General features: G+C 64.0%; 14 protein-coding genes. 9 read left to right on the forward strand and 5 right to left on the reverse strand.

What is annotated here, in order from left to right; genetic code table 11:
* The first annotated feature begins 57 nt into the window (after positions 1 to 57).
* Positions 58 to 570 (forward strand): DinB family protein, encoded by a 513-nt coding sequence (locus GRZ55_RS05670; protein WP_169285917.1) that lies wholly within the window; start codon positions 58 to 60, stop codon positions 568 to 570.
* Here the strand turns inward: GRZ55_RS05670 and GRZ55_RS05675 are convergent, their stop codons facing one another.
* Positions 571 to 1,494 (reverse strand): diacylglycerol kinase family protein, encoded by a 924-nt coding sequence (locus tag GRZ55_RS05675; RefSeq protein WP_169285918.1) that lies wholly within the window; start codon positions 1,492 to 1,494, stop codon positions 571 to 573.
* Between the two features lie 127 nt (positions 1,495 to 1,621).
* Between GRZ55_RS05675 and GRZ55_RS05680 the strand changes: the two genes are divergently transcribed.
* Positions 1,622 to 3,499 carry an ABC-F family ATP-binding cassette domain-containing protein gene (locus GRZ55_RS05680; RefSeq protein ID WP_169285919.1) on the forward strand — a complete coding sequence of 626 codons (1,878 nt, stop codon included), beginning with the start codon at positions 1,622 to 1,624 and terminating at the stop codon, positions 3,497 to 3,499.
* 76 nt (positions 3,500 to 3,575) lie between these two features.
* On the forward strand, positions 3,576 to 4,280 hold the full coding sequence (locus tag GRZ55_RS05685) for an HAD family hydrolase (protein ID WP_169285920.1): 705 nt from the start codon (positions 3,576 to 3,578) through the stop codon (positions 4,278 to 4,280).
* Positions 4,281 to 4,283: 3 nt separating this feature from the next.
* Here GRZ55_RS05685 and GRZ55_RS05690 read toward each other — a convergent pair whose 3' ends face one another.
* Both GRZ55_RS05690 and GRZ55_RS05695 read right to left on the reverse strand, forming a co-directional pair.
* Entirely contained in the window at positions 4,284 to 4,733 is a 450-nt protein-coding gene (locus GRZ55_RS05690) for a DNA polymerase III subunit chi (protein WP_169285921.1), read from the reverse strand.
* 6 nt (positions 4,734 to 4,739) lie between these two features.
* Entirely contained in the window at positions 4,740 to 6,233 is a 1,494-nt protein-coding gene (locus GRZ55_RS05695) for a leucyl aminopeptidase (protein ID WP_169285922.1), read from the reverse strand.
* A 226-nt stretch (positions 6,234 to 6,459) separates the two neighbouring features.
* Between GRZ55_RS05695 and GRZ55_RS05700 the strand changes: the two genes are divergently transcribed.
* From GRZ55_RS05700 to GRZ55_RS05720, 5 genes are all read left to right on the forward strand, one after another.
* Positions 6,460 to 7,245 (forward strand): phosphatase PAP2 family protein, encoded by a 786-nt coding sequence (locus tag GRZ55_RS05700; protein ID WP_169285923.1) that lies wholly within the window; start codon positions 6,460 to 6,462, stop codon positions 7,243 to 7,245.
* A 123-nt stretch (positions 7,246 to 7,368) separates the two neighbouring features.
* On the forward strand, positions 7,369 to 8,568 hold the full coding sequence (locus tag GRZ55_RS05705) for an LptF/LptG family permease (protein WP_169285924.1): 1,200 nt from the start codon (positions 7,369 to 7,371) through the stop codon (positions 8,566 to 8,568).
* Positions 8,565 to 9,653 (forward strand): LPS export ABC transporter permease LptG, encoded by a 1,089-nt coding sequence (gene lptG, locus GRZ55_RS05710; RefSeq protein ID WP_169285925.1) that lies wholly within the window; start codon positions 8,565 to 8,567, stop codon positions 9,651 to 9,653. The genes GRZ55_RS05705 and lptG overlap by 4 nt, the downstream gene beginning before the upstream one ends.
* On the forward strand, positions 9,653 to 12,037 hold the full coding sequence (locus GRZ55_RS05715; protein ID WP_368856587.1) for an LPS-assembly protein LptD: 2,385 nt from the start codon (positions 9,653 to 9,655) through the stop codon (positions 12,035 to 12,037). Before lptG ends, GRZ55_RS05715 begins: the two co-directional genes overlap by 1 nt.
* 101 nt (positions 12,038 to 12,138) lie before the next feature.
* Positions 12,139 to 13,083, forward strand: a complete 945-nt coding sequence (locus tag GRZ55_RS05720) for a SurA N-terminal domain-containing protein (RefSeq protein WP_169285927.1) — start codon at positions 12,139 to 12,141, stop codon at positions 13,081 to 13,083.
* Between the two features lie 39 nt (positions 13,084 to 13,122).
* Here the strand turns inward: GRZ55_RS05720 and GRZ55_RS05725 are convergent, their stop codons facing one another.
* Together GRZ55_RS05725 and dusA are read right to left on the reverse strand one after the other, a co-directional pair.
* On the reverse strand, positions 13,123 to 13,953 hold the full coding sequence (locus GRZ55_RS05725; protein ID WP_169285928.1) for a sulfite exporter TauE/SafE family protein: 831 nt from the start codon (positions 13,951 to 13,953) through the stop codon (positions 13,123 to 13,125).
* A 65-nt stretch (positions 13,954 to 14,018) separates the two neighbouring features.
* Complete coding sequence (gene dusA / locus GRZ55_RS05730) at positions 14,019 to 15,044, reverse strand: tRNA dihydrouridine(20/20a) synthase DusA (RefSeq protein ID WP_169285929.1); 1,026 nt, start codon at positions 15,042 to 15,044, stop codon at positions 14,019 to 14,021.
* A gap of 232 nt (positions 15,045 to 15,276) precedes the next feature.
* On the opposite strand from dusA, the gene GRZ55_RS05735 reads away from it, so the two are divergent.
* A complete protein-coding gene (locus tag GRZ55_RS05735; protein WP_169285930.1) occupies positions 15,277 to 15,618 on the forward strand; it encodes a hypothetical protein in 342 nt (113 codons plus the stop codon).
* Positions 15,619 to 15,752 lie beyond the last annotated feature (134 nt).

Here is a 15,752-nt window from a genome sequence, read left to right on the forward strand (position 1 = left end):
AAGCCTTCCACCGGTGTAGTGCTCCATCCCATCGAGCGGGACTAACGGATAATGCCCATGCACCAGCATTTCGCAATGATGGCCGCCTATAATCGCTGGTCCAACAGGCTGGTCTATGACTGCGCCGCCCAACTCGACGTCGACGATCTGGATCGACAGACGGGCGCCTTCTTCGGCTCGCTCATGGCCACGCTGAACCATGTCCTGGTCGCCGATCGCATCTGGATGAAGCGCTTTACCGGCGAAGGTGACGCGCCGACGCGGCTCGACGCCACCATCCATCGTGGCCTTGCGGAACTGCGCACCGCACGCGAAGCGGAAGATGCGCGCATCGTTGCCTGGATCGATGGTCTCGACGATGCGGCATTCGGCGGCCGTTTCACCTATCTGACTGCCACCGACATGCGGACGGTCTCCCAGCGGCTGGCGCCCGCCCTGGCACATTTCTTCAATCACCAGACCCACCACCGCGGCCAGTGCCACGGGATGCTGACCGGCTTCGGCCAGCCATCGCTGGCACTTGATCTGATCTATTTCCAGAGAACGCCGGAAGGCCGCCCCTACGCCTGATCATCCCCGAAGCCGCAACGCATTCGGAACCACCTCGATCGAGACGGGAGTGAAGCCCGCCGTCTCGCCATCGATCTCCAGGCCGACCGGGCGCGTCATCGCCGCGATCTCGACATGCTTGCCGCGATGGAAGGAGCACAGGCCCAGGTTGCGGTGCGACCCGTCATAGACCAGTCGGAGCGCACGGATCAGAGCCAGGCGCGAAGCGTCGCGCACGATCACGATGTCGAGCAGCCCATCATCCATCCGCGCATCCGGAGCGATCATCATACCTCCGGCGAAGGAATGGTTGTTGGCCACGGCCACCAGCGCGCTCTGCCCTGCAAAGACTGTCTGCCCGTCGATGCGCACCGTCATCCCTACGCCGCCATAGCCAATGAGCTCTCGCAGCGTGTGCCACGCAAAGAGCGCCTTGCCCGTCAGAAGCCGCTTCGACGACGCGTTGACCGCACGCGCGATGTCGGCCGATATCCCGAGGCTCGCGATGTTGAGGAAGCAGCGCTGCTGCTTGCTCCCGTCCTCCAGCCGGTAGGTGACCCGCGCCGCGTCCAGATGGCGCGGAGGACGCGTCTTGATAGATCGGGCAAGGAGCGCCGGATCGCGCTCGACGCCCAGCGAACGCCCAAGATCCGAGCCCGTCCCGACAGGAAGAAGCGCGAGGTCGGGAAGTTTCGGGCGAGAGGCAGCATCCTTCATCATGCCATCGACGACCTCGCTGGCCGTACCGTCCCCGCCGGCGGCGATGATCACGTCCACGTCCTGCCGCGTGAATGCCGCCGCCAGCCCGCGGCCGTCTCCCGGACGCTGGGTCACGGCAACATCGAGCCGACCGAGAGCGGCCGTCAAGGCAGCCTCGGCAGCCGGCCACATGCGACCCATGCGCCCGCCGCCGGCGGCGGGATTGACGATGACCGCGACCCGCAAACGACCCCTCCTCCTGCGATCAAGCATGTTAGCCGGCAACGCGCCGTTGTAGAAGGTCTCAGGCAATGCTGATCGAGATGCGCCCTCCCCTCTTGCGCCGGCGGCGCGGCTCCGCCAAACAGGCGCCATGCTGATCCTAGATGACATTTCGCTGCGCGTGGCCGGAAGGCTGTTGATCGACCATAGCTCGCTGACGCTTCCATCCGGTGCCAAGGCAGGCCTCGTCGGCCGCAACGGCACGGGCAAGACGACGCTGTTCCGGGCCATTACCGGCGATCTCGCCACCGAGAGCGGCCGTATCAGCCTGCCCAAGGGTAGCCGACTCGGACAGGTCGCACAGGAAGCTCCAGGCACGGAAGAACCGCTGATCGACATCGTGCTGGCGGCGGACCGCGAACGTCTTGCACTCATGCAGGAGTCGGAAACGGCAACCGACGCTCACCGCATTGCCGAGATCCAGACCCGGCTGGCCGACATCGACGCCCATTCGGCCGAAGCGCGCGCCGCGACCATCCTTGCGGGCCTCGGCTTCGACCACGAAGCGCAGAAGCGGCCGGCTTCCTCCTTCTCCGGCGGCTGGCGCATGCGCGTGGCCCTAGCGGCCGTGCTCTTTGCCGAGCCCGACCTCCTGCTGCTCGACGAGCCGACCAACTACCTCGATCTCGAGGGCACCATGTGGCTGGAGAGCTATCTCGCCAAATATCCGCATACGGTGCTTCTCATTAGTCACGACCGTGACCTCCTCAACCGCGCGGTGGATTCCATCGTTCATCTGGAAAACAAGAAGCTGACATTCTGGCGCGGTGGCTATGACCAGTTCGAGCGCCAGCGGGCCGAAAAGATCGAACTGCTCCAGAAAAGCGCGGTCAAGCAAGATGCCAAGCGCAAGCACATGCAGGCTTTCGTCGACCGCTTCCGCTACAAGGCGTCGAAGGCGCGTCAGGCGCAGTCGCGGCTGAAGGCACTGGAGAAGATGGCGCCCGTCGGCGCGATCGTCGACGAGCATGTGCGCCCCTTCTCCTTCCCGGAGCCGGACAAGCAGGTCGCCTCGCCCATTGTGGCGCTGGAAAAGGCCTCCGTGGGCTACGAGCCGGGCAAGCCGATCCTGAAGAACCTGTCGCTCAGGATCGACAATGACGACCGGATCGCCCTGCTTGGCGCCAATGGCAATGGCAAGTCGACACTGGCCAAGCTGCTGTCTGGGCGCCTCTCCGTCGACCAGGGCACGATCACGGTAGCCCCCGGACTGAAGGTCTCCATCTTCGCCCAGCACCAGCTTGACGACCTGCGGCCCGAGGAAAACGCCGTCGAGCATGTTCGCCGCCTGATGCCCGAAGCGGCGGAAGCAAAGGTGCGTGCCAGGGTCGCACAGATGGGTCTGCCAACAGAGAAGATGAACACACCGGCAAAGGATCTGTCGGGCGGTGAGAAGGCGCGCCTCCTGATGGGACTGTCCAGCTTCGAGGGTCCCAACCTCTTCATTCTCGATGAGCCGACCAACCATCTCGACATAGACTCGCGCCGTGCCCTGATCGACGCGCTCAACGAGTTTCCGGGCGCCGTCATCGTGATCGCGCATGACCGCCATCTGCTCGAGGCGACGGTCGACCGGCTGTGGCTCGTTTCGGGGGGAACGGTCGCGCCGTATGACGGCGATCTCTCCGACTACCGCAGTCACATCACCGGCGGCCAGAGCGATCGCCGCGAGAAGCGCGAGGCCGACAAGGCCTCGAAGGCGGATCGCCGACGCGAGGCCGCGCAGCGGCGCGCAGCTCTGGAACCACTCGCCAAGGAGATCAAGACCTTGGAGGGGCTTGTCGAGCGGACCCGCAAGCGGATGGAGGCCATCGATCGCGAACTGGCCGATCCCACGCTCTATGACCGCAACGCCGCCCAGGCGACGAAGCTGGCCAAGGAACGGTCCGAGCTTGTCGATCGCCTCGCCGTGCAGGAAGATCGCTGGCTGGAGCTTTCGGCCGAGTATGAGCAGGGAACGGCGGCATGACGATCCGCAACGGGATCGATGCTGCGGTGCGCTTCGTTTCTGGCGAGGGCCGATCCAGCGATTTCGGGGATATCTGATGGGCAGCCTCACCACCATCGGCTTCGATGCCGACGATACGCTTTGGCAGAACGAGCAGTTCTTCCGGATCACGCAGGATCGCTTCGAGGCTTTGCTGGCCGACCATGCCGAGCCCGACCACATATCCGATCGCCTGCTGGAAGCCGAGAAGCGCAATCTCGGCAGATACGGTTTCGGCATTAAGGGCTTCACCCTGTCGATGATCGAGACGGCGATCGAGATCACCAACGATCGCGTGCCGGCTTCGGTGATCCGCCAGATCCTGGAGGCCGGCCGTGAAATGCTGGAGCATCCGGTCGAGACCCTGCCTCATGTCCGCGAGACGCTCGAACGCCTCACCGGCCGCTACCGGATCCTGCTCGTCACCAAGGGCGATCTGTTCGATCAGGAGCGCAAGCTGGCTGCTTCCGGCCTCGGCGAATTCTTCGATGCGGTCGAGATCGTCAGCGACAAGACGCAAGCCACCTACGAGCGCGTCTTCGCGCGTCACGGCGACGGCGCCGAGCGCGCCATGATGGTCGGCAACTCGCTCAAATCCGATGTCGTGCCGGCAATCGCGGCCGGCGGCTGGGGCGTCTTCGTGCCGCACGAACTCACCTGGGTGCTGGAGCATGTCGAGCCGCCGCGCGACGACCCGCGCTTCCGCGAGATCCCCCATCTGGGGGAACTGGAAAAAGTAATTGTCGCCACCGAGGAAGCGTGAGCTTCAGGCCTTTTTCTGCCAGCGGCGATCGGGGCCCTGCTGCCAGTAGGTGACCTCGTGTCCCGCGCCCTTCAACGCGGACCATTGCCGCCGCGCAGCCGCAAGCTGTTCCTCGTCATGTCCATCGAACATGACAACACCACGCGCATAGCCCGACAGATCGGGCGGCTCCGCCCCCTCGACGACGAACCGCACCTGCGCGCCATTCGCATTGCCGGGTCCGGTGGTCAGCAAGACCGGCTGGTGGGCGGCGTGTGGCGAGCCGTCGAGCCCGTGCGCGAGAAAGGAATCGTCGCGATAGGTCCAAAGATGCGTTTCGAGCACGTCACGCCGTTCCTCGCTCGCGGTCTGGACAGCGGCCCGCCACCCTCGCTCCAGGCTTCTTTCCAGGAGCGAGGGCAAGGCTTCCTCGAGCGTCGATTCCGTGAGGTGGTAGAAAAGCACCTCGGTCATGGTGGCCTACTTCTCGAAATTTTCGGCGACGAGGCGATCGAGCAGCCGCACGCCGAAGCCCGACGCCCAGGACTGGTTGATGTCGCTGGAGGGCGAGGCCATCCCCGTCCCGGCGATGTCGAGATGCGCCCAGGGCGTATCCTTGACAAAGCGCTTCAGGAACTGGGCCGCGGTGATCGAGCCCGCGTGGCGTCCGCCGACATTCTTCATGTCGGCGTTCTTGGATTCGATCATCTTGTCGTAGTCGGGGCCGAGCGGCAGGCGCCAGAGCTTCTCGCCGGTCGACAGCCCCGCCGACAGGAGCTTCTCCGAAAGGTCGTCGTCATTCGAGAACAGCCCGGCATGGACATTGCCGAGGGCCACCAGGACCGCGCCCGTCAGGGTGGCGAGGTCGATCATGAACCGCGGCTCGAAGCGTTCGTTGCAATACCAGAGCGCGTCGGCCAGCACGAGCCGCCCCTCGGCGTCGGTATTGATGACCTCGATCGTCTGGCCCGACATCGAGGTCACGATGTCGCCCGGCCGCTGCGCGGTCCCGTCCAGCATGTTTTCGACAAGGCCGATGATGCCGATCACGTTCGCCTTGGCCTTGCGCGCGGCCAGCGCGTGCATCAGCCCGGTGACGGCGGCAGCACCGGCCATGTCACCCTTCATGTCCTCCATGCTGGCGGCCGGCTTGATCGAGATGCCGCCCGAATCGAAGACCACGCCCTTGCCGATGAAGGCGATCGGCTTGTCCTTCGCCTTGCCGCCATTCCACTGCATGACGACCAGACGCGGCGGCTTCGCCGAACCCTGGGCGACGCCGAGCAGTGCGCCCATGCCCAGCTTCTTCATCTCTTTTTCGCCCAGAATCTCGATCTTGACGCCCAGGCTTTCCAGTTTGGCGGCCCGGTCGGCGAATTCGACGGGACCGAGCACATTGGCTGGCTCGTTGACCAGTTCCCGGGCGAGCAGCACGCCCTCGCCAACCCCTTCAAGATCCTCGAAGGCGCGCTTGGCGCCCGCCGGATCCGCACACAGAATCGTGAAGCGCGCGGGTTTGGGTTTCTTGCCGTCCTCACCGTCCGACTTCTTCGTCTTGTATTTGTCGAATGCGTAGGAGCGCAGGAGAATTCCCAGCCCGACATTCGCTGCGTCGTCCGCTGAAATATCCGTGTCCGGAAGGTCGAGCACGACCGACACCGACGCGCTCTTCCGAGACGCGGCGAAGGCGACCCCGCCGATGCGCAGCCACGCTTCTTCCTTCAACTCGGCCGGCTTGCCGGCGCCAACCGCCACCAGCCGGTCAAAGTCGGTACCCGACGGGGCCACGACATCGAGTGTGGCGGCCAGCGCGCCCTTGAAATCGTTGATTTTTGCGGCGCGCTCGAGGGCGCCATCTGGATTGCACGTCCGGGCAGCCTCTCCCAAACCCATTCCGTCGGCGGCAAGGACGACGACCGCTCCCTTGGCTGGCGTCGCGATCCTGGCAAAGGTGACTTGCGGGCGATGGGACATGCATTCTCCATTTATTCGTGGTCAGGCGGCCGGCGCGTCGCGCAGCGCAAGTTGCAATCGGCAGCGGGGCTCTTCGGCATTGGAGATAGCGTTTTCCGTCGCTCGCCTCAACACAGGTCCATCTTCTGCACACCGGGCGATCCGCCGTTGCCCATGGAACGAGTCTTTCGGCGGTTGGCCAAGACGTGTATCGAGAGCCAATGTTGATTTCCAAGGGTTACGTTTGTTGACACAGGATGCTCTCCGACACGGTTCCGCTCCCGCGAACAGCACGCAAGGCGCCCCCTCTCCCTATCTCGCGCCCTTCTCCAGGCCCGGGGTAGCGATCGGTCTCGGGCTGGCGACCCTCGCTCTGCTCGTGATCTTCAACCGTTTTCCTCAACTCGATTTGGCCGTCGCATCCTGGTTCTTCACGGAGCAGCCCTGTCCCGAGGACGATCCCGGCCCAGTGTGCGGCAGCTTCACGGCGATGAACAACACGACGCTGATGCTGATACGGGAAGTTCTGCACTACCTGCCGGTCAGCCTTGCCATACCCTTGCTCATCGCGGCCATTCCGGCGGGCCTGTCGAGTGTCCGCAGATACCGTCTGTTCGCGCGGGGCGCCATGACGGCGGTGGCCGCCATTCTCATATCCCCGCTACTCATCGTGAACGGCCTGCTCAAGGAGTTCAGCGGCCGGCCGAGGCCTGTGCACACGGATGTGTTCGGCGGCGACTGGCCTTTCGTCGAGGCGGGGCGCTTCACCGATTATTGCAGCTCGAACTGCTCTTTCGTGTCCGGGGAGGCTTCGACCGGATTCTGGTTGATCTGCCTGGTACCGCTGTTTCCTGCCCGTTTCAGGCCTCTCGCCTGGGTCGTCGCCTTGTCGCTCGCCGTGACGACCTCCGGTCTCAGAATTGCCTTCGGCGGACATTATCTGTCCGACGTCTTGCTCGGTGCGGCGATCACGATCTTCGTCTTCTCGGCGCTGGCGGCACTCGCACGGTGGCGGCGCTGGTACGAGGTCTGAGCGCGGTCCGGCGAAACGAAGAATTAACCCTGTCGATAGGTCGATTTCTTTTCAAATTGTCCATACCGTCGCCAAGCCTGATCCTGAGAAGGACGCTCGCGAAACAAGGAATCCGCCCACCGAATGCCAGTCGCCGAGAGATACATACTCCGCAACCTGCTGGTGACGTCGGGCCTGTCGCTGGCGACGATGCTCGTGCTCGTCATGATCACGCAGGTTCTGATCTTCCTCCACGTGGTGACGAATTCGAGTGAAGCACTGCTGACGCTGGGCAAGCTGGTGGCGTCGCTTCTGCCGTCGCTGACCACGATCGTCATGCCCTTCGCACTGCTTATCGCCGTCGGACACACCTTCAACCGCATGCACACCGACTCGGAGATCATCGTGCTGGAAGCGGCTGGCGCGCCGCGCAGCATGCAGATCCGGCCCGTCATGCTGCTTGCGGCAGCCATGTCCGGGCTGACCCTCGTCAATTCACTGGTCGTCGAGCCATACGCCAACCGGCAGTTGCGAACCACCATCTACGAATCAGCGGCCAACGTCGTGCAATACGCAGCGAGCACGGGCGCCTTTCACCGCATCGAGAACAACCTGTATCTGCAGTTCGGCGGCCAGCTCAGCAACGGTGATTTTTCCGGGCTCTTCATCGCCGACATGCGCGAGCCCGACAGCGAGTTCATCTATTATGCGAGCCGCGGCCGGATCGTGGCCCAGTTCGACTATGAGATGCTCGTCATGTTCAACGGCGAGATCCATCGCCGCAACGCACGCACCGGCGAGGTGTCCACCATCACCTTCGCCTCCTACGCGCTCGATCTGGCCGATTTCGGGCCCTCGCGCGGCACGCCCTTCTATCAGCCGAAGGAGCGCTCGACCATGGAGGTCTTCTGGCCGGACATCAACGATTCCTATTTCCAGAGGCAGCCTCATCGCTTTCACGGCGAGGCGCACCGCCGGCTCACCGAGTGGCTCTATCCCTTGGCCTTCGGTCTGGTGGCTCTCTATTTCGCCATCGGCGCCCGCTCCAACCGCGAGGAACAGCTTCTTGGTATCGGCGCGGCGGTCGGCGCCGCACTCGCCTTCCGCGGCGGTGGCTTCATCTTCCTGAACGATGCGGGCCGCTCGGCCTTTGCCAGTTTCATGCTCTATTTCCTGCCGATATCCTGCATCGTCCTTTTTGCCTGGCTACTCGTATCGGGACGCCGCGCACGCGTTTCGCAACGCTGGCTCGACCGGATCGCCGCGCTGACGGCGCGGGTGGCGGAACTTCGCCGGCGCGGACTGCGCGGATGGCTGGGATCCCGCGAAGGAACGGCACGATGATTGGCGGCACGCTCTTCTGGTATTTCTCGCGCCGCTTCTTGGTGACCGCCCTGCAGCTTTTTGCCGGCATCACCATCATCATCTTCCTGGTCGACTTCACGGAGTTCGCACGCCGTACCTCAAGCCATGCCGAATACACGGTACAGCTCGGCCTTCTCGCTTCCGCCCTGCGCATTCCCCTCATCCTGCAAACGGCGATCCCCTTCATGGTCATGATCGCCGCCATGGTGACTCTCACCGCACTGAACAGACGCTACGAACTGGTCATCGCACGCGCATCCGGCGTCTCGGCATGGCAGTTCCTGGCCCCGCTGCTTTTCGTCAGCTTCTCCATCGGCATCTTCTCCGTCATGGTGTTCAACCCGCTTTCCGCGACTGCCCTCGCCTCGGCGCAGGAAATCGAGTCACGCCTCGTGGGTGGCGGCGCGGCGCGCAGCGGCGGCAACGAGATTCCGTGGCTGCGCCAGCGCACGGAGGAAGGCACCACCATCATCGGCGCGGCCCACACCGCGCGCCGGGGCCAATTGCTATCCGACGCCACCTTCATCGAGCTTGATGAGGAAGGCCAGATCCGGCGGCGAATCGACGCAAAACATGCGGAACTGATGCTCGGCCGCTGGGAATTGCAGGACGTCACCTTGTTGCGGCGCGGCAACACACCGGAACGAATAGACACCATGCAGATTCCCACGAATCTGGATCCGACATTCGTTGAAGAGCGGTTCACCGTGCCCGAGATCATCTCGATCTACGAGTTGCCGCGCAAAATTGCCGCTTCCCGCTCCTTCGGAATGAGCGGAAACTCGTTCTCAACCCATTTTCATTCACTGCTGGCCCTGCCGTTTTTCCTGGCCGCGATGACCCTGATAGCGGCAACCGTGACGATGCGCTTCGCGCGTATGGGACAGCCGATCTACATCATTCTGGGTGGCATCCTGGCGGGCTTTCTGCTTTATGTCCTCACGGCCGTGATGCGCGCGTTCGGGGGCAGCGGGATTGTGCCGCCGCTCATGGCAGCATGGTTGCCGGTCTTCATTGCCGGGTTTTATGGGGTGACGTTTCTTTTGTACAAGGAGGACGGCTAGTGGGGACCGAAGACGCACGCGCATTGCGACGCGCGCGCCAGCTTCTCCTTGCGGGGGTTGCCGCAGCCGCGTGCCTGGCGGGTATGGGCCTCATGGCACCTGCTCCCGCCCATGCACAGCAGGCCGATCTCGGGTTTACGCCCTCCCCCGGTGCCCAGATGCTTCTGGAAGCCGATACGCTCGTTTATGACAACGACCGCAACACCGTCAGCGCGGTAGGCCGCGTCCAGATCGACTATGACGGTTTCCGGCTCGTCGCCCAGCGCGTGACCTATGACCGCGACACCAGCCGCTTGATTGCCTTCGACGGCGTCGAGATCGTGGATCGCGACGGCAATCGCTTCCTCTCCGACCAGATCGACATAACCGACGATTTCCGCGACGGCTTCGTTCAGGCATTGCGCGTGGAATCGGCCGATAACACCTATTTCGCGGCCGAAAGCGCCGAGCGGCGGGATGGGGAAATCACCACGTTCAACCAGGGCATCTACACCGCATGCGAACCCTGCGAGGCGCGCCCGGATCAACCGCCGATCTGGCGCGTAGGCTCGCGGCGGATCATCTGGAACGGTCGCGCTCAGACGATCCGCTTCGAAGGCGCCCGGTTCGAGTTCTTCGGGCTGCCGATCGCCTATCTGCCCTTCTTCGAGATTCCCGATCCGACCGTACGCCAGAAATCCGGCTTCCTCACGCCCAATTTCGGTTTCCAGTCCGAACTCGGTGCAAGCGCCACAATTCCTTATTATCTCGCGCTCGCCCCCACATACGACCTGACCGTCCAGGGAACCTACTATACGCGCCAGGGCTTCCTGGCCGAGGCGGAGTGGCGACAGCGTTTCGAGTCCGGCGGCTACAATCTGCGCGTGGCGGGCATCGTGCAGCAGTCTCCCGAGGCATTCGGTGACGGTGCGAACAACGTCAACAACAACGTTCGCCAGCGCTTCATGGCGGCATCCACGGGCCGGTTCCATATCAACCCGCGCTGGTCGTTCGGCTGGGATGTCATGGTCCAGACCGACAACAATTTCGCGCGTACCTACAGCATTACCGACAATGCGGACAGCGTTCGAACCTCGCAGGTCTATCTGACGGGACTCAACGACCGGAACTACTTCGATCTGCGGGGATACCACTTCCAGGTCCAGGAGGATCGGCTCGACAGCCACCCGCGCGCCCGCAATCCTCGCCAGCCCTGGGTCCTGCCGTCCTTCGATTATCAGTTCACGCCCGACGAGCCTGTCGGCGGCGGCGAACTGACCGTAAGCCTGAACGCCCAGAGCCTGTACCGCAGCACGCTGGATGACGCCAACTTTGATGCGGACAACCAGACTCAGAACCTGCGCGGGCTCGACGGCAATTCCACGCGGTTCACCGCCGAGGTGGAGTGGAAGCGCAGCGTCATCACGCAAGGCGGGCTGGTCTTCACGCCGCTCCTGCACGGGCGCGGCGACGCGATTTTCACGAATTTCGGGGACGGTGCGCAGCAGGCCTTCAGCCAGCCGCCATTCGACACGGCGGCAGAAGTCCGCGCTGCATACTACCGCTACATGGCAACCGCCGGCATGGAGGTCCGCTGGCCGGTGCTGTTCTCCACCTCAAGCGCGGCCCACATCCTGGAGCCGATCGGCCAGATTTTCGTGCGGCCCGACGAGCCCTATGGCAATTCGCTCGGCATCCCCAACGAGGACGCCCAGAGCCTCGTCTTCGACGCGACCAACCTCTTCCAGCGCGACAAGTTCTCGGGATTCGACCGGATCGAGGGCGGTACGCGCGCCAATCTCGGTTTCCGCTACACAGGCGATCTCGGCGGTGGCTGGTCGACCCACGCCATTTTCGGCCAGTCCTACCACCTGGCCGGCCGCAACCCCTACGCCTCGCCGGATCTCGTCAATGTCGGCGCCTACTCAGGGCTACAGACGGCCCGCTCCGATTATGTCGGCCAGGTCGGCATCGGCACGCCGAACGGTTTCAACTTCATCGCAGGTGCCCGTTTCGATCAGGCGAATTTCTCGCCCCGCCGCGCCGACCTGACGACTACCTACAGCGGTTCCTTCACCAGGCTCGCCGCCCGTTACTCCTACATCGCCGCCCAGCCGACCTACGGCTTCGCAGATGATAGACAGGAAGCCACGATCTCCGGCTCGACGCAGGTGGCGGAACACTGGCGCGTCTTCGCCTCGGGCACCTACGACTTCCAAAACAGCCGCCTCACGAGCCGCTCCATCGGCTTCACCTATGACGACGAGTGCTTCCTCTTCACTCTTTCCTATACGGAACGCCATCCGGTGAACCGGGACGAAGTGAGCCGCAGCCTTGGCTTCCGGGTCTCGCTGCGCACGCTGGGCGACTTCGGAACCTCGTCATCCGTCTTCGACAGCTTCTAGCTCACGGCCTTGTGTGTCATGCTTTCGCCCAAGAAGGCGCTGACAAGGGTGCAAAATTGCGCTAGCGCAGGTGCGGACATCGAAATTCAGGGAACATCGATATGAAAAAGGTCACGAGAGGCCTGCTGATCGGCACCATGACCGTCTTGCTCGCCGCCACGGCCGTTCCGGTCTCCGGCGTGATGCCTGCGCAGGCGAGCGAGATTCGCGTCGTGGTCAACGAGACGCCTATCACCAGCTACGATATCCAGCGTCGTCAGGCCTTTCTCAGGCTCCAGCAGCAGGGGGGCGGCGCCGATCGTGCCACCACCGAGATGATCGACCAGACCTTGCGCCTCCAGGAGATGCAGCGGCTGAACGTTCGCATCAGCGAGGATCAGGTCACCGATTCCTACAACAACTTCGCACGCACCAACAATCTGACCGCCGCGCAGCTGAACGAGATCCTCGCTGACTCAGGCGTCACCCGCGATCACTTCCGCCAGTTCATCCGTGCACAGATGGGCTGGGCGCAGGTCCTTCAGGCCCGGGCGCAGTTCGAGCAGGGCGGCGGCGGTCGCGTGAGCGAACAGGAAGCCGTGCGCCGCATGATGGAACAGGGCGGCGAGAAGCCCTCGGCGACCGAATACATGTTGCAGCAGGTCATCTTCGTGGTTCCGGCCGCCGAACGCGGTGCCCGTCTCGCCCAGCGTCGCCGCGAAGCCGAACAGTTGCGCGCCCGCTTCCAGAGTTGCGAGACGACGCGCGAGATGTCGCGCGGTCTCATCGACGTGACGGTCCGCGATCTCGGTCGGGTGCTTCAACCGGAGCTGCCACCGGATTGGAAAGACCGCATCACCTCCATCCGGGCCGGACAGGCCACGACCGTGCGCGATACCGAACGCGGCGTCGAATTCATCGCGATCTGCAGCGCCCGCGAAGTGTCGGACGACCACGTGGCGCAGCTCGTTTTCCAGGCGGAGAACCAGACCGAGAGCGGCTTGCAGGCCCTGTCGGAAAAATATCAGGCCGAACTGCGCGAGCGCGCCCGCATCAACCGACGCTGACGCCTGAAGGGCCGCGGGAAGCGGCCCTGCATATCCGCGTCAGAGCAGCGAGGCGAAGAACCTCGCCGACATCGCTAGGCAGAAGATGCCGAACGCGATCTCGAGATGCCGCTTTTGCATCCAGTGCGCGATGCGCACGCCGTAAGGAGCCACCACCAGCGTGATAGGGATGATCAGCGCCACGGCCACCCAGTTCACGAAGCCGGTCGAGAGGATCGGCAGCAGCGGGTTTCCCCACCCCGCCCAGATGTAGCCCAGCGTACCCGGAATGGCGATCAGGACGCCGACGCCCGCCGAGGTGGCGACCGCCTGATGCATCGGCCTGCCGAACAGGGTCATGAAGGTGTTGTTCAGGATTCCGCCTCCGATACCCATAAGCGTGGACAGATAGCCGATGACGACACCCACGATGGAGCGCATCGGATTGCAGGGAAGTTGGGATCCGAGACGCCAGCTTTCGCGGTTGAACAGCAGCCGAACGCCGACCAGGATCATGATGGCCGCGAAAATGGCGCGCAGGCCCGCACTGGAGATGTAGGCGGCCGTCAGCGCCGCCAGCACCACGCCGATCGGTACCGAGATCAGGAACCCGCGCAGGACGTCCATGTCGACCGCCCCGCGCGCCTTGTGCGCGAAAAAGGACCGGATGGAGGTCGGCACGATGATGGCCAGCGACGACCCGACCGCCAGATGCATGCGCACCGCCTCGTCGATCTCGATCAGCCCGAACACCTGATAGAACACCGGCACCAGGACGGCGCCGCCACCAATGCCGAATACGCCCGCCAGAAGCCCCGCGACGACGCCAGCCGCCGCCATCGCCACGACGAACGGAGCCAGTTCGCCGGCAATCGATGCAAATTGATCCATGAAATCCATGTCCCGAGACGAGAGACGCTGGCTAGCCCAAACGGGGGACCGTGTAAATCGGCCAGTCAGGCCGCGTGCAACTCCAGCCCCTGCGTGATGGCCTGATGGGCCTTTGTCAGCACCTCGGGGCCGGCTCCCGGCCGGGTAGCTTCGGTCGATAGAATCTGGCGGAAACGGCGCGCGCCCGGCTGGCCGTGGAACATGCCGACCATGTGGCGCGTGACATGGCTGAGCCGGCCGCCGGCCGCGATGTGGCGTCCCGCATGTTCGGCCATAGCCGCGATGATCTCGCCCGGATCGACCGGATCGACCGCCTCGCCGTAAACCAGCCTGTCGACCTCGGCCAGAACGCCGGGATTCTGATAGGCGGCCCGGCCGATCATTGCGCCATCGGCATGGTCGAGATGGACGAGCGCTTCCGCTATCGATTGAACGCCGCCATTCAAACCAATGAATCGACTCGTATTCTCCTGCTTCAGCCGATAGACGCGCTCATAGTCGAGCGGCGGGACTTCGCGATTTTCCTTGGGGCTGAGGCCCTGCAGCCATGCTTTGCGGGCATGCACCCACAGCGCGTCCGCGCCCGCCATCCAGACCGCCTGTGCCAGCCCGTCGAGCGCCGGTCCGGGATCCTGTTCGTCGACCCCGATGCGGCACTTCACCGTCACCGGCACGTCGACGACCTCCTTCATGGCCGCCACGCAACGCGCCACGATATCGGGCGTCTTCATCAGGCAGGCGCCGAAGGTGCCGCTCTGCACGCGATCGGAGGGACAACCCACATTGAGATTGATCTCGCAATAGCCGAAACCCGCGCCGATCCGGGCAGCCTCGGCAAGCTTCTTGGGCTCCGAGCCGCCGAGTTGCAGCGCAACGGGCTGCTCGACGTCGTCAAATCCCAGGAGCCTTTCGCGCGGCCCATGGATTGCGGCATCCGCCACCACCATTTCGGTATAAAGCAGCGCACGACGCGTGAACTGACGGTGCAGGAAACGACAATGCCGATCCGTCCAGTCCATCATAGGTGCAACGGCTAGAACGGGAGCCGTGTAGATCGCGGGCGTCCATTGGCCCTTGCTGTCTTCTGCCATCATCTCTTCTCAAACGTGTCCGCCGCCGGCAAGGACGCGGGCCGGGAGGGGTGCCTACGCCATATATAGGGGCAGCGCGGATAAATCGAGGCACGGCCACGGGCGCCTGACACTGTGGCCGGCAGGACACGCCGGGCCTTGGCGGGAATGCAGTCAATCTCCATCCCACGGGAGCAAAACCCGAGCTCCGATGGTTCGAGAAGAGCGAATCGTCAGGAAGATGGAGAAGGCCATGGCCGACAGGCAGAATGTGAGCAGCAACGGCGCCCAGGTAAGGGGCGACATCCAGGCGGGCGACACAGGAGACAAGCGGCCGGGCTTCGACCCGGCCCTCGCCCCGCTGGAAACCGATTCCGAAGCCGGCGGTGTCGGTCTCGAAGGCGCGAGCGCCGAGTTGGCGCGCACCAGCCAGCGCAGCGACGTCAATCGCGGCCCCGATCCTTCCTTCAGCAGCGCCATGCGCCCGCCGGAGCGTCCCATACGTCGTCATGCGCCACGCTGGGCATGGCCCGTCGCCGTCGCGGTGGCAGTCGCCGCAGCGCTTGTGGTCTTTATTTTCGTAGGGACCGGCTAGGCCGCCAGAAACCGCTTAATCTCCGACACAGCGGCTGCAGCGCCAGCACGAAACTGTTGCAGCCCGCCCCCGACCTCACACGGGGGGCGCCCCGCGCGAGATGGTGGCCTCAACCCGTCGACGGCTTGTGTCGG

It is taken from the genome of Chelativorans sp. ZYF759, from assembly GCF_012911015.1.
Lineage (GTDB): Bacteria > Pseudomonadota > Alphaproteobacteria > Rhizobiales > Rhizobiaceae > ZYF759.

Bases quoted from the DNA above. Each gene is read 5' to 3' on its own strand.
- GRZ55_RS05670 (WP_169285917.1), top strand. From the start codon at position 58: ATGCACCAGCATTTCGCAATGATGGCCGCCTATAATCGCTGGTCCAAC.
- GRZ55_RS05680 (WP_169285919.1), top strand. From the start codon at position 1,622: ATGCTGATCCTAGATGACATTTCGCTGCGCGTGGCCGGAAGGCTGTTG.
- GRZ55_RS05685 (WP_169285920.1), top strand. From the start codon at position 3,576: ATGGGCAGCCTCACCACCATCGGCTTCGATGCCGACGATACGCTTTGG.
- GRZ55_RS05690 (WP_169285921.1), bottom strand. From the start codon at position 4,733: ATGACCGAGGTGCTTTTCTACCACCTCACGGAATCGACGCTCGAGGAA.
- GRZ55_RS05695 (WP_169285922.1), bottom strand. From the start codon at position 6,233: ATGTCCCATCGCCCGCAAGTCACCTTTGCCAGGATCGCGACGCCAGCC.
- GRZ55_RS05705 (WP_169285924.1), top strand. From the start codon at position 7,369: ATGCCAGTCGCCGAGAGATACATACTCCGCAACCTGCTGGTGACGTCG.
- lptG (WP_169285925.1), top strand. From the start codon at position 8,565: ATGATTGGCGGCACGCTCTTCTGGTATTTCTCGCGCCGCTTCTTGGTG.
- GRZ55_RS05720 (WP_169285927.1), top strand. From the start codon at position 12,139: ATGAAAAAGGTCACGAGAGGCCTGCTGATCGGCACCATGACCGTCTTG.
- GRZ55_RS05725 (WP_169285928.1), bottom strand. From the start codon at position 13,953: ATGGATCAATTTGCATCGATTGCCGGCGAACTGGCTCCGTTCGTCGTG.
- dusA (WP_169285929.1), bottom strand. From the start codon at position 15,044: ATGGCAGAAGACAGCAAGGGCCAATGGACGCCCGCGATCTACACGGCT.
- GRZ55_RS05735 (WP_169285930.1), top strand. From the start codon at position 15,277: ATGGCCGACAGGCAGAATGTGAGCAGCAACGGCGCCCAGGTAAGGGGC.